Raw genomic sequence first — 13701 nt, 5'->3', positions numbered from 1 at the left:
CGGCTGATAGCGCCCTGGCCTTCTGAACCAGCGGTCCTCCTATCTCGGGCTGTTTCGAAACCGTAGGAGAGGCGCCGCTGCGCATGGGCCCACCGCGTGCCGACTGCATGCTTTGCAGCCGCTCAAATTTGTGAGACTCGAATTTGGGAGCCGTGCCGCCGTCGCAGGTGCTCCATTCAGATTCCCCCAGAATTCTCAACCTCCAACGCTGCGAGCGACTCCATGAACTCGATGAGTTCACCGATGGGGAGGAGGTCAAGTTCACGGTATCGACAGGCTAGGTTGACCTCCTTCGCCAACCATTTGACGAGAGGAGTGGGCTTGCGGCGCGAACGAAGGCGGTAAATCACTTCAAGCATCGCGATGAGAATTCGCCTGTTGCTTCCGAACTCACGTTCAAGCGTATGGAAGAAGACCTCTTGGTTACCGAGGAGCAGTCGGGTGTATGTGTAGGGGTCTTCGTTGCGCAGAGGTGAAAGCGCATCATCGTTCTCCCAGGGCGTGCGCGTCAGGTGGACCGCCCACCAGAGGCGTGCAATAGAGTGGCGGCGCAGCGACGCTCGGCCCTCGTGATATACGAACCAATGATCGCGGATGGACTCGCGGGTCTTCTTGGCGTCGGTAGGAATCGGCCAGCGTGAGCGCGTGTAGTCCGCAAACGGCGCATGGGCCAGCCACGCCCATAAACGTGGGTCACGAGCCTCTGTTTCTGTCAGGGGCCCAAGCCATTCATAGATCTTGAGTGCATTCTCAAAGTCTGTGGAGGCTCGTTCCCGACGGGAGTCCCCCATCGTGAGGGACGGTGCGTCGTGTGCAGGCTCGTGTGGGAATTCCAGCAACTGCCCGGGAGCGAACTCAAAAGGACCGGGCTGCAGATACCTCGTAATGCCCTCGCCGATGAGCACACGGTTCTCCAGTTCCTTGAGTGCATCCTCACGAAGCACATAGATACGTGGCATCTCAGTCTTCCTCGCGACCTTTGAGAGTGTCGGCGAACGCCCGGGTGAGCGGCGCATCAAGCAGTTTCTGGGCGGCATCCAGGGAACTTCCGCTTTCGTCGATGCCCCTTGTCTCCAACATGTCCTTCAACCGCCTGAACCACTGCGCCTCGGCTAACATGTCATCCTCCTTGGCTCCTCTCTGAACCAGCCAGATCGCCTCGCACAGCACCGGAAGAACGATGGACGCGTGGATGACTCCGGGGGCTATATGGCAAGCCAATCCGTAGCGGGCGTGGTCCTCGTGCGATAGGGCGATGACGATCTGATCCAAGAAGAAGTTCACCTTGAAGGGCCCCTTCAGGTGACTGCCTCGGACAATGCGCATGATGGAAGGGATGTCCGTCGCGAGAGGGTCGAACTGCTTCACCGCGTGCACAGTGAAGTCGTCCCCGACTGCGAGCACATCTCCCGCCTGCACTGTGAAGGATCGCCCCTCGTAATCCGGGTGCAGTCCGGCGGGGCGATAGTCATCGATCCGCCTCATCGTGCACACGCGAACCTGGAGCTTTACTTCACCGACCAATTTCGCGGATGGGAGGACGTGCTGTAACTGCGCATCGTGGGTGTGGAAGGTCTCTCGGTAGTAAGTGGCTCCGCAGGTGACGCGAATAGTGAAGGCGGCCTCCCGCTGCTGGATGAGTACGGCAATGGTCGGGTCCGTTACCTCAAGGCCATCGATACTCAGGGTCGTGTTGTCGACGCCGAAGTCAAGCTCGGGGGCGTTGCAGTTCAGGGTTCCAGCAACATCGTCCCCAACGCCTACGACCGGATGAGGAAAGGAGATGCTCCGCAGACTACGCGCCATGGTCCACCTCTATTGAGAGTGCGACACGACGAGCGGGGCGCAGGTCGAGCCGCAACTCGCGTCTCTGGCCCGCTTCAAGGACGACATCGAGGATGCGGTTACCCGTGCACTTGAGTGCCGCCCCTGTACTCACGTCGTGTGCGGATGCAATCTGCAGTTCGTAATCAGAGTCCTCACCAGAGGCAGTCAGCTTGAATGTCGCACGGCCCCGGCGAGTTGAGCGCAAGAGGAGGTGCGTCGTTCGGTCCTCCGGTGAGAACCACGCGCGGAAAGATACACGCGAGGGCGACAGTGCTCGGCGACCCTCAGTGCTGCTCGCCGAAGTCGACACGGAGGCTGTCGTGGAGTCATTCCCGTACACCTGATCTGCGGGACTGCCACCCTCCCCAGAGGAAGGCGCGCTTCCTGAAACCGTTCCCTGCCATTCGACCGAACCTGTGCCCTCTGGGCCAAACGGACCTGGTCCTCCGCGGGAACCCTGCCGGTCCCCTGGACCGGATGTATGTGTGCCGAGTGTACCGAGCTGCGCTCCCGGGCCTTCTTGGCCGGTGTTCCCGATTCCTGCCGTGTTCATACTGTCTTCAGGCTGCTTCGAGCCGTTCCGGGAGGAACTCCCCAGCGGAACTCCGGACTTCTCTGCCCCTACCAGTTCACCAGATGGCGAGGCCGAAATACCGTCGTTTTCTCCCTGGTCTGCCGAATCGATCGGCAGGAGTACCACCTGCGGACCAGCTGGTGGCTTGCTGTTCTTGGTCGCGCGCTTCGTTCCCGTGGGTTGCTGGCGTCGGGCAGTTTCCGCTTCGGTGACGCGGTCGGTGCGAACACGCGAGCCCTTCTGGCGAGAACCAGGCCGGATAGTGTTGTCCTCGGGCAGGTAGCGGCCAAGGTCGGGAAGGTCTTGCGGAACCTCGGGGTCCTTCTCGGCTAACTCCTTCAAGGAGTCCCGGATGAATGCATTGATGTCGGAGAGGATGCGGTCGCCACCTTTCAGGCGCTCGCTATCCCACTCTGAGTGCGCGGGGTCTTCCATCCGAGCGAGCAGGCTGTTTCCCATCGGGTCTTCGCACAGTAAGACGGCGGCATAGCCCTCGAGCAGATTCCTCGTTCGTTCGTAGACGAGGATGCGCGGCTTGCGCATGAACGCGGTGCGCGCTGGCGCTTCATCATCCAGGGCGACATACAACTCCATACGGCCCAGCTTGGGATGCGTGAGCTCGAAAGGCTTCCCTTTGACCGGATTGGCAAGTGCCTTCAGATAGTAGCGTGTGACCCCAAGTGTGTCGCGGACCTCTTTCTGTGCTCCTTTGCGTGTCCCGGCAATCTGAAGGGCTTCCTTCAGCCGCGCCTCGACCACCTGCTCGATTGTTCCCGCACTGATTTCGATTGGGGTTCCTCCTCCAACAAGCCGGACAACCAGTCGTCGGTTATGGATGGCTGCGAAGAAGTTCCGCAATACGGAGTCCACCACCCGGGTTCGCCACCCATCTGAATTGAAGCCCATGAGGTAGAGGTCCGTGCCGACAGCAGTGCGACGGAACGGCTCGGGAATCTTCTCCGCAGAGCGTACGGCATTGACGCCTCGCCCCTTCTGCACTTCCGTTCCCCAGAATCCAATGGGACGGAAGACCTCGTTGCTTTCACGAAATGAACTGAGGATCGTCTTGCCGATAAATGCACTCTGCCCAGTACGCGTTCTAGTGGAGTAGAACACTGTACGAAGGCGCGAGAATGCGAATGGAGCGCGTTGTCCGATGCCATAGGTGCCACCACCCGCACCATGCATGGCGGCGCTGCCTTGCTTCTTGATGAGGCGGAACCAAGCTTTGTCTTCCTCGTGCTCGTCTCCCTCCAGGCCGGTCGTATTCTCGTCGCGGATGCGCAACACAGGAATGTGCTTCCCGGAAAGAAGCTTGAGCGCCTCATCGAAGAACTCGCGACCATTTTCAATCTGTTGGGAGTCGTCCTTGAAGGGTGCCAGCACGTAGGTGCGGCATGCTTGGATGATCTCACGCAGGCGGTCGGACCCTGGGAATTGCTCGATGGGCAGTTCGAGCAACTCGAAGGTGACCGTTACAGGGTGGCTACCTCCATCCCATGCGTCACCGCTGTTCTGGAGCGTTTCGCGCGCAAGCGCACCGGAGTGCCTGAAGAACTCGATGCCTGCCTCGTTGAGCCCGCTCTCTTCCCCACCTTGAGTGGAGGGGAAGAACCATTTTGTATCTGTCATCGGTTGCCTGTGAAAGGAGGTTCCCGCCCGACTGCACGCCCGCTCAATGTCACCGGGCTTACACTATAGCAGTTGCCGAAATTGCCTTCTGATGCAATAGGTTGGCTCCGAGGCCATTTACCTTCGAAGTTGGGCGACCGATGACCCAGTCGGCCTGCCGAACGGTGTCTCAAGGTTTGGGAGTGTATGGCGCTTACTCGTTCCGAGCAGATGTCGAGAATCCGTGGGAAGGACACCTCTCCCGAACTGCTGCTGCGTTCGGCCCTGTGGAGAGCGGGGTTGCGTTTTCGACTGCAGTCGAAGACGCCTCACGGCCGGCCCGACGTAGTCTTCTCCAAGGCACGCGTGGCCATCTTCATCGACGGGTGCTTTTGGCACGGGTGCCCCGAGCACTATGTCCGTCCGCGGACGCGTAATGACTTCTGGTCGGCAAAGTTGCTGGAGAACGTTGGACGGGACCGGCGGCAGACGCTCCAGCTCGAAGCCGAGGGCTGGCGCATCTGCCGCTTCTGGGAACATGAAGTCTTCGACTCACTGCCCGAAGTCATCGACAGCGTCCGCGCTGCCCTACAAGGCCCGCAGTGGAACCCGTCCACCTCGTGGAGGGTCGTACAGGTCGATGCGCTCCCTGGCGAGGGAGATATGGAGCAGCGCTGGATGGAGGATCTGAGGAACCCTCTGACGCGCAATTCCGTGGTTGCGCAGCGGAGCACACGCAAGTGGCGGCGGTCTGTGATGCGGGCCCAGGGGCGCTCGTAAGTGGGCGACCCTGGGGAGCATGGCCTATATGCCCCAGCCACCTGGGTTTTCATGTGCTCCGGAGTCGCGCGCACCCCACCAGGGTCATCCTGCACGCTAGCTCCCTGTTCCTGCTCCTCTTAACTGACGCACGCGAACGTATCCAGTGCGGAGCTGCTGCGGGGCAGCCCGGCCCAATTCACTCGCAGCGTCTGGTCCCTCTTCGGCTCCGCCCTGGCTGCTGCCTCGGCGGCGAGTCCTCCTCCGGTTCACCTTCTCCTCCGCCAGAGGAAGGTGCCACTGTTCAAAGACTCAGGATGCCTGGGCGCGTTACGTATGCGGATATGTGCGCCACCACCATGGTGAGGAACTGCTCACGGATGCGGAACAGCACCTCCCAGCCTTCAACGTCCTCTTGAACGAGACTCACCTGAAATCGAGCGTTGACCACCAGCTGGACTGGCTCTTGCTGGTCGAGCAATTCGAAGAACGGATTGTTCCTGTCGAACTCCGCATCAGGGGCTTTTCCGCTACGCTTGACGGACTTCGGGACGATGAACCCAAGCACGTAGGGGATTGGACCGATTTTGCTCTGGGCATAGTCGCATACTGCCCCGATTCGCAGCAGGAAGGGTGTGCAGCTGGCGGGATCAGCCTCTTGGAGCCGGAACTCCTTGAGGACTTCCACTTTTCTCAATCCGAAGCGCCGCTTCATCGCCTCATCCCCAGCCGCAGTCTCGGACAGCTTTACAACCGCCCCCCAGGCAGTAGGCCTTATTCCCTCTGGCGGAGGCATGGCAAGGTGCAGCATGCGATTCATGCGTCCTGACTGCTGCGGATCCATTTTCGAGCGTTGGTCGAGCTGAGTGACAGCTCTTGTCCAAAGGTCGCTGGCGTTCTTGTTGACCTGCTGGTTCAAGATCTGGTCGAGGAGAACAGGCGCGAGCGCCGAGTTGACTGCTCCTCGAACGTCCTTGGCCACGTTTTGCTGTCCCGCTGCAGCAACAGCAAGACGGCTCAGGATTCCATCAAGCGCCTGAGGATACTTCTCCAACGACCGATCGCTCTTGGGAACCAGATCGCCGAGCGTGGCAAGCGTCGCACCAGCAGCGGCAAGCACGTCTGCTTCCCAGGACAGCAATGCCTGGAGTTGGACATGGCGGGCGATAGTCTGCTCGATATCAGTCCGCAGCATGTGGCCAGCGAAGCCTCCGTTGACGGCCCTGTACTTGTTCTTGTCGAGTCCCAGGATGGTTAGCGGGCGAAGGCTGGCATCTAGCGCTTTCTCGACATACGCGGCGAAGTTGTCTTGCTCCTCCACATGCGAAGTCCAGAGCACCATGATATAGGGCCCGCCCAACGGATTGATGCATTGCTCCAGTATCTGGACGATATGGCCATATCGCGCATGCGGCGTAGTGCCTTGCCCGGGCACGAGATGGAGATCGAAGAAGAGGATCCGGACGCCAGCGAAGAACTTTGGTTCAAGTGGCCTCGCCACGTCGTAATGGATGCCCAGGCACGGCGCGCCGATTTGATTCAGGGCATCAACGAGTGGTTTGAGATCCTCGATCAAGTCATCAACGACGATGTAGCGCCCAGGAGTGAACATGGAGGATGTCAATCTTTCTTGAAGACGAGAGCAATGACGGCGCCGTTGAATCCGGGGGGGATCTCGAACTCGTCCGGCCCGGGAAACATGAGGAGACCTTCATTTAGTTGCATCACCAGATTGGCATAATACAAGCCAAGCCCCATTCCGTCGGGCCTTCGACTGAAAAAAGGTTGGAGTAGTTGCTGGGGATCATCACTGAAGCCGGTCCCATTGTCGGCGATGACCACTGCCGGGCCATCCGGAAAGTCGGGTACGATGTCGATGAAGAGGCGGCGAGCCTCGGCTTCTGGCGCATCATCCGGACGCGCCACACGCATCCAATGGATGGCGTTGTCGACCAGATTGGTCAACGCGCCCAGGGCCAATGAGAAAGCAAATATGGCCTCGGCATCCGGAGTCCCTTCCTCTAGCGCGGGACACACAAGCCGCACCTGATGGAGGCGGAAGCGCACTTGGTTCAGGTCACGAGCAGTCTTTATCAAGTGGCGGAGCGAGTTCTGTTTCTTGTCCGCCTTTTTCAACAACTGGGTTGAAGTCTCGAGAATGCGCTGGAGTTGACCTGTCTGGGCCTTGAGCAGATCTATGCTCTGACCGCCCTGGATGGACTTGTGCAGGACTGCTACACCACGTTCGATCTCATGGAAGACAACTGCAAGGCCCACCTGCGAGAGCCCCGCCCTCAAGAAGTTGTCGCGCAAGGTATTGTAGTCTGACTCAATGCGAGTCAAGGCGTGCTCTATCTGGTCACCGATGCCGTGCTGCTTGGCGATTCTGCGAATCTCAGCTACCGGGGTTTCCACTCCCTTGGGCGAATCGGTAGGCTTGCCAGTGGCTTCTCGGAGGCGCTGCTTGTCCAGCCTGCGTTCAACCTCGAACACAGAGAGTGCTCCTAGGACAACCTGCCTGAGTCTTGAATAGGCCTCGTTCTCGACGAATCCTTCCCGATTCGTCTTTTCGCGAAGGTCCGGGCTTGCTTCTAGATTCAGATCCACGACACCAACAATGATGTTGCGACTGATGTTCCGGGTTGGCGTGTTGACCCGCCGCAGGTCAAGGCCAAGCCAGTCGTCCCCGTTCTCACCGTAGTTGTAGACCCGGATCCCGTCGCGGTAGACGCGTACGCCACCATTCTGGTCGAGATATCGCTCGATCAAGCGTGAATCGGCGAGCCCGGACAGCACGTCGCGGTCACGATCAAAAACGTAGAACTCGCCTTCGACAGGTCCGATGCCTTCAATGGTGTCCTTGTCGGCAACTAGCTTCACCTGCTTCTTCCGGCGAGGCCCCTCCGTTGGATCCAGATCGTCAGGTTCGAGATCAGCAAGGATCTGCAACGGTTGTGACTGCTTCAGCTTGCGCGCGGCCACCTTGATTCCAGGCACCCCGCGGAAGTTGTACGAGTAGGAGAGCTTTCCGCCGTCGAACTTGAACTTGAACCGCCATGGCGCTCTCCGCAGCAACAACTCGGCATCCGGGAGATTAGCGATCCATTCCGGATGATCAGGTACCTCAAGACTGACCCGGAACTTGTCGGAATGTCTCCCGAACGGGGATGATATGGATGTGACTTGGCGATGAAGTTCGCGAACATCTCTTCTCGTCCAGGTTGACTCCCTGAGCGCGGAGATCTGAATCAGCGTCCCGGTCGCGGGAGCTTTGAAGATGCGGGCTTTGCGCTCGGTGACCTTGACTCGCGCCTGGTCCAGGAAATGGCTCTTGAGCAATTCGCGCCAATCAATGCTAACGGCGCATTCCTTCTGTTTTCTGGCGCGTGTCGTCAGCAGAATCTGGTCGCCAAGCTTGTGCACCGCGAAGCGGCCGACCCCCTTTTCACCAAGTGGTAGCCGCTTGTGTTTCCGGCTTCGGATCTGTTGGGCACGTTGCTGTTCGCGATAGTCGTCGCCCGGGACGAGCCAGACGTCCCGGATGATTTGCAGCGACATGCCATGCCCGTCGTCGCTGACCGTGATGGTCCCTTCGTCGGTACCCAAGCCGGAGAGCGATATCTTTACAGAACTGGCATCTGCATCATATGCATTCTTCACCAACTCGAACACTGCGAGTCGTGGCGACCCTATGAGTTGATCGCCTAGCAGTTGCAGAAGCCGTGCACGCGGCTTGAATGCCTGTCGTATGCTCTTCTTGACTCCCCGGCGATCATCCGCAGCGGCAGGCACCTCCAATGGAGTCGCGTCATAGGTGCGCTCTGTGCGGAGGCTATTGCTCCTCTCAGAAAAGCCGACGGCCTCCTGGAGTTGTAGCGCCAGCGGGTGGGATGCCTCCCACGCTTCCATTCGCTGGGGGAGCTCGGTCGCACAGAGCTTGCGCAGGGCCTCGTGCTTTTCAGGCTCCTGCTGGCGGCTGACGACGTCCCAGGTCATTTCCACTGTCGAGCTTGAGCCGACGGCAATGAGAGCCCATAAGTAGTCTCCCGCATATACGGAGCCCAGTCTCTCGCCTTCAACCTGATCTCCAACAAGCCGCCAGTTCTTCTGCTGGAGTTTCAGAGGTCGTTGGGTCACTATCCCGTCAGAGTTACGCCGGGAGATAACGGCGATGCTCTCGCCTGGAATGCCCTCTGGGAAGAGTTTGCGGATGACGCTGGAGTTGAAGTTGATGCCGCGCTGCCGCGCTGTTTCACGCCTTTGGCGCCTGACTTCAGCGAACCATCCGAGTTCGGATGACTGCAACTCTCTCAAGACGAAGAAGCGTCTTTCAGGCTCGGGCTTCATGAACACCACCTCTGGCCCTGCAATGTTTAGCGATCGGCACCGCTTGGCTCAGGCGACCCTGGCCGGTACTGATGTACCGAGCGCATGCGACGGATCCCGAAAGGGAACCCTGCCAGCAGCTCCCAGGCAGCGAAGCAGGTCATCTGCGATGGCCCATGCCAGGAGCGGGGGGACGCTGTTGCCAACCTGCCTGAAGGCAGCATTCATCTTCCCCGAGAAGCGGAAGCCGTCCGGGAAGGACTGGAGCCGCGCTGCTTCCCTGACCGAAATTACACGCTTCTGCTCTGAGTCGTAGTGGATATGACTGTACGTGTCCTTGCCAAGATGGGCCATCAGGGTCCGCGCAGGTGCATCGGATTCCATCTTGCGCCACTTGTTGGGGAACTTTCCTGGATTATAGGGCGGAATGAAGCTGGCGCGCAGTTGCTCGTATTCGCGCGTTCCCTCACAGGGAGAGGATTCAGCTCTTCGGAGCCTCTCCACTTCCTTGTCGAACAGCGAAGTCGCGAGAGCATGCGCCTTGGGGTAGTCGTCTCCAGGGGCCATCTTGGCGAAGAGGCGATAGTCCCTTTCGGTCAGGCAGCGCGTGACGTGGTCCCTCAACCGGCTATCGGAGGAGAATCGCGGCCATCTGCGCATGAAGAGCGCATAGTCACTGGGTGGTGTTTCTCCGTACGACAGATCCCCATCAAGGCTGCGGGGGCCACGCCGATCCAGTCCACGGGTGTGGTCCAAGAGTGGAGGAAGGTCTGCCAGCGCCTGCTGCGCTGTCACCGGAGGAGGAGCATCCTCGTCTGGTACGGGAGGATGTACGTACCTGGAACCTTCCTTCCCCTGCCCGTCCCGCAGAACATTGTGCAGTGCGAAGTTGCGAGTGCCTTTGTAGCCCGGAGGGAAGAGCACCTTGCGCGTCGGCTTCGGGAAAGCAGGTTCTCCGCCGACCGTGTGATGGATGGCCATCAAGAAGAATCGCTCCCGCATCTGCGGCACGCCATGGTTGGCAGCGTTCAGGAGGGTATAGGCGCACCGATACCCCATATCCTCCAGTGACTCGCAGATCTCCTCACCCAGGTTGTGTCCACCCCAGTTGAGGATCTCCGGGACGTTCTCCATCACCAAGGCCAGCGGCTTGAGGGCTCGGACGTACTCAAGGTACTGGACGTACAGGGTGGCCCGGGGATCGTTCTTGAACGCCCGCGGGTCCCGGTACACCTCGCGTAGCTTGGCTCGGCCTACCCGTGTGTAGGCAGGGCACGGGGGACCACCAACAATGAGGTCGACGCCCTTCTCCGCTGAGCGGGCCTCAAGTTCCTTGAGAAGCTCGCGAGGGGGCAGCTTGAGGATGTCCTTGGGCCAGGCGTGCCGTTCGTCGGGAGAGCCGTCCTTCTGGGGGTGAAAGTTCAGCGCATGGGAGCGGGAGGCGTCCCTGTCGATTTCGATGCCTCCAATGCTGGCGCAGCCCGCGCTAACGAATCCGAGTGTGAGTCCCCCACACCCGGAGAAGAGATCCAGCACTCTAGGGGCTTTCCCCTCTCTAACTCTCGCCCACTTGTCCCTGAATCCCGATGCCATGTCGGTCGGGGCTTATATCCCGGTGATGGGGGGCATGGGGAGCGCGGTGGCCTCAAGCCTCTCCACCCTGGACGCGGGCGAGCTACGCAGCCGCGGCGTCGTGGGAGTCAGCGCTGCCTCCGACAGGGGCGCGGTCCGCGAGTGCGCGGAGCGGCAAGGCGTGCCGCCCGGGGCCCTGGTGGTGGAAGTCGTGGAGCCCATCGTCGTGCGGCCCGGGGGCGGGTAGCCGCGCTCACTTCCCCGTCGAGCACTCCGTCGCGAGGACACTCGCGCGCTCGGGGAAGCGCTCCGCCAGCGCGCGCTTCACCTCGTCCACTGCGGCCGCGTTGCCCGTGTGGGCGTGGAGCTGGCAGCGGGCGGTGAGGGCGCGCGGGTCCTCCGGCGCCAGCCGGTCCGCCTCCTGGTAGGCGCGCTCGGCGCCCGAGGTGTCTCCCTGACGGAAGAGGACGGTGCCCAGGTAGTAGTGCGCCACGGACAGCCGCGCGTCCTTGCGAATGGCGCGCTTGAGGAGGCTGGCGGCCTCGTCCACGCGCTGCTGGCGGAAGCGCACGAAGCCCAGCTCGGCGATGCACCGCGCGTCGTCGTCATTCTCGCGCGTCCACGCGGCCAGCACGGTGGCGGCCTCGTCCAGCCGTCCGCTCTGGGAGAGGAGGCGCCCGTAGCGCGGCGTCACCTCGGCGGAGCGCGGCTTCAGCGCGTACGCCTTCGCCAGCGCGGCCAGGGCTCCCGGCACGTCGCCCTGTCGCTCGCGCAGCTCCGCCAGCGCGAGCAGGGGACGGAGGTCCTTCGGCGCCAGCGCGGTGGCATCGTCGATGGCGCGCTCGGCCCGCTTGCCCAGGAGCAGCTCCGTGGCGGCGCGCGCTTCGAGCAGGTGCGCCTCCACGTCCTTCGGGAAGCGGGTGGTGTAGACCTCCGAGAGCTCCAGCGCCTTCGCAGGGGCCCCCGCCGCCATCAGCACGGCGCCGGCCCGCGCCAGCTCCGCGGCTGTCGCGCGCGCGTCCGCGCCCAGCCCGTCCAGCGCGGACACCTTCGCCTCAGGGGTGGAGGCGGCCTCGGCCTTCGCCAGCCGCTCGGCGGGAGGCAGCGTCGGGCGCATGCGGTACCACGCCGCACCGCCGCCGAGCCCGCCCAGCACCAGCACCGCCGCGAGGATGGCGCCCCACCGCGAGGGCTTCCGGCCGGTGGAGGCTCCCTTCGTCACATGGGAATCGGGCGCCGCCCGCGACACGCCCGTTGGCGCCGGGCTGGCATTCGCGCCCGGCGTGCCCTGCTGCGGCAGCGGCGGTGCCAGCTCACCCGCCCCGTGCGCGGGCGCTCCCTGCTCGGAGCCGGGCGCCGGGTCTCCCAGCCAGGACTGCGGCCGCTTGATGCCCGGAGGCGTGCCCCCATGCGACGGGTCCGCGAGCCGGGCACGGCGCAGGGCCTGCCGCTTCGAGTCGCTGTCGGGCGGGAAGAGGGTGTCCACGTACGCGGCGAGCTGCTCGTGTGTGGCCACCTCCGCCGCGCCGCCAATGGCCTCCATCGCGTCGATGAAGGACTCGAGGCTGTCGAAGCGCGCGGCCGGGTCCCTCGCCAGCGCGGTGAGGCACACCAACTCCAGCGCCGCGGGCACGGACGGGTCGAAGGCGGTGGGCGGCTTCGGGCGCCCTTCCGCGATGCGCCCCAGCACCTCCTCCGCCGTCAGGCCCGTGAAGGGGCGCCGGCCGCAGAGCTGCTCGTAGAGCATGACGCCCGCGGCGAACAGGTCCGCGCGGTGGTCCACCTGCTTGCCGGCGATCATCTCCGGCGACATGTAGAAGAACTTCCCCTTCAGCACGCCGGGCTCCGTGCCACTGCCGAGCGCGTCCGCCTTGGCGATGCCGAAGTCGATGACCTTCACCGCGCCGTTGACGCCCACGTGGATGTTGTCCGGCGTGAAGTCGCGGTGGACGATGCGCAGCGGCCGGCCCGCCTCGTCCACGACGCGGTGCGCGGCGTCCAGCCCGCGGCACGCATCCACCAGCACGCGCAACGTGATTCCCAGCGGCACGCGCTGGCCGTGCTCCGCGGCCTCCTGGCGCAGCTCCGCGAACGAGCGCCCCTCCAGAAGCTCCATGGCGATGAAGGGCTCGGTGCCCTCCATCCCGAGTTCCAGAATCGTGACGACGTTGGGGTGCCGCACCTGCGCGGTGATGCGCGCCTCGTTGAGGAACATCTGCACGACGCGTCGGTCCGAGGCCAGGTGCGGCATCAGCCGCTTCACGGCCACCGCCGGCCCGCGCGTCCCGTCCTCGTCGATGCGCCGCCCGAGATACACCTCCGCCATGCCGCCTGTCGCGATGCGCGCGGACAGTCGGTAGCGGCCCATCCAGTAGGGGTTCTGCTCCGGCTCCAAGGTGGTGGCAGTCTATGTGTAGGAACCCACCCGCGTCCTGCTCCTGTCGCGCACGCTGGCCGCTCGCCCGGCCTTCACGACATTCCCGTACGGGACTTCTCGTGGAAACTTGCCCTGCTCCCGACTGAAGCCCACCCTGGGAGGTTCGGTGTCGTGGAGAGGAGGCGGGCATGGACAGGCTGCTGTGGCTCTCGCACGCGGCGTCCACCCTCTTCATGGTGGGCGTCATCGCCGTCATCCAGGGGGTGCATTACCCGCTCTTCGCCCGGGTGGGCGCCGCCAGCTTCCCTACCTATGCCGTAGAGCACGCCCGGCGAATCACCTGGGTGGTGGGCGGCCCCATGCTCGTCGAGCTGGCGACCGCCGTGTGGCTCGTCTTCCGGCCCCTGCCGCCGGGCGTGCCCGCGTGGATGGCGTGGGCGGGGCTCGTGGCCGTTCTCGCCATCTGGGGGTCCACCTTCTTCCTCCAGGTGCCGAAGCATGAGGCGCTCCGGGGCGGCTTCGACCCGGAGGCGCACCGCCGGCTGGTCTCCTCCAACTGGCTGCGCACAGTGTTGTGGTCATTACGTGGGGTGTGGGTGCTCTACCTGCTGGCTCGCGCAATTGGACGGGAGTGCTAACCTCTGGCCCGTTTCCT

General features: G+C 62.6%; 10 protein-coding genes. 3 read left to right on the top strand and 7 right to left on the bottom strand.

Going from position 1 to position 13701, the window contains the following annotated elements; translation table 11 throughout:
* Positions 1-176: 176 nt before the first annotated feature.
* Genes G4D86_RS40325 through G4D86_RS40315 form a run of 3 tightly spaced genes read right to left on the bottom strand, consistent with a single transcriptional unit; the run spans position 177 to position 4033 of the window.
* Positions 177-959, bottom strand: coding sequence for a DUF6339 family protein (locus G4D86_RS40325; RefSeq protein ID WP_163999621.1), 783 nt, complete (start codon positions 957-959; stop codon positions 177-179).
* A 1-nt stretch (position 960) separates the two neighbouring features.
* The gene (locus tag G4D86_RS40320) at positions 961-1806 is read right to left on the bottom strand and encodes a hypothetical protein (protein ID WP_163999620.1); all 846 of its coding nucleotides are present in this window, start codon (positions 1804-1806) and stop codon (positions 961-963) included.
* Positions 1796-4033, bottom strand: coding sequence for a hypothetical protein (locus G4D86_RS40315; protein ID WP_163999619.1), 2238 nt, complete (start codon positions 4031-4033; stop codon positions 1796-1798). Before G4D86_RS40315 ends, G4D86_RS40320 begins: the two co-directional genes overlap by 11 nt.
* A 186-nt stretch (positions 4034-4219) precedes the next feature.
* On the opposite strand from G4D86_RS40315, the gene G4D86_RS40310 reads away from it, so the two are divergent.
* Positions 4220-4792 carry a very short patch repair endonuclease gene (locus G4D86_RS40310; RefSeq protein WP_163999618.1) on the top strand — a complete coding sequence of 191 codons (573 nt, stop codon included), beginning with the start codon at positions 4220-4222 and terminating at the stop codon, positions 4790-4792.
* A 283-nt stretch (positions 4793-5075) separates the two neighbouring features.
* Here G4D86_RS40310 and G4D86_RS40305 read toward each other — a convergent pair whose 3' ends face one another.
* The 3 genes from G4D86_RS40305 to G4D86_RS40295 are packed head-to-tail and all read right to left on the bottom strand — an operon-like array spanning position 5076 to position 10690.
* Positions 5076-6383 carry a hypothetical protein gene (locus tag G4D86_RS40305; RefSeq protein WP_163999617.1) on the bottom strand — a complete coding sequence of 436 codons (1308 nt, stop codon included), beginning with the start codon at positions 6381-6383 and terminating at the stop codon, positions 5076-5078.
* A gap of 8 nt (positions 6384-6391) precedes the next feature.
* The gene (locus G4D86_RS40300) at positions 6392-9118 is read right to left on the bottom strand and encodes an ATP-binding protein (protein WP_205520208.1); all 2727 of its coding nucleotides are present in this window, start codon (positions 9116-9118) and stop codon (positions 6392-6394) included.
* Positions 9119-9166: 48 nt separating this feature from the next.
* Entirely contained in the window at positions 9167-10690 is a 1524-nt protein-coding gene (locus G4D86_RS40295; protein WP_163999616.1) for a DNA cytosine methyltransferase, read from the bottom strand.
* Between G4D86_RS40295 and G4D86_RS40290 the strand changes: the two genes are divergently transcribed.
* Positions 10689-10916: a hypothetical protein gene (locus G4D86_RS40290; protein ID WP_163999615.1), complete on the top strand. Its 228-nt coding sequence runs from the start codon at positions 10689-10691 to the stop codon at positions 10914-10916. The genes G4D86_RS40295 and G4D86_RS40290 overlap by 2 nt on opposite strands.
* Before the next feature lie 6 nt (positions 10917-10922).
* Here the strand turns inward: G4D86_RS40290 and G4D86_RS40285 are convergent, their stop codons facing one another.
* Complete coding sequence (locus tag G4D86_RS40285) at positions 10923-13037, bottom strand: serine/threonine-protein kinase (RefSeq protein WP_205520219.1); 2115 nt, start codon at positions 13035-13037, stop codon at positions 10923-10925.
* Positions 13038-13234: 197 nt separating this feature from the next.
* On the opposite strand from G4D86_RS40285, the gene G4D86_RS40280 reads away from it, so the two are divergent.
* The gene (locus G4D86_RS40280; protein ID WP_163999613.1) at positions 13235-13684 is read left to right on the top strand and encodes a hypothetical protein; all 450 of its coding nucleotides are present in this window, start codon (positions 13235-13237) and stop codon (positions 13682-13684) included.
* Positions 13685-13701 lie beyond the last annotated feature (17 nt).

The organism is Pyxidicoccus caerfyrddinensis (assembly GCF_010894405.1).
In the GTDB taxonomy this organism is placed as follows: domain Bacteria; phylum Myxococcota; class Myxococcia; order Myxococcales; family Myxococcaceae; genus Myxococcus; species Myxococcus caerfyrddinensis.
The sequence above is the reverse complement of the archived record's forward strand: the minus strand, read 5'-3'. Positions and strand labels throughout refer to the sequence as shown.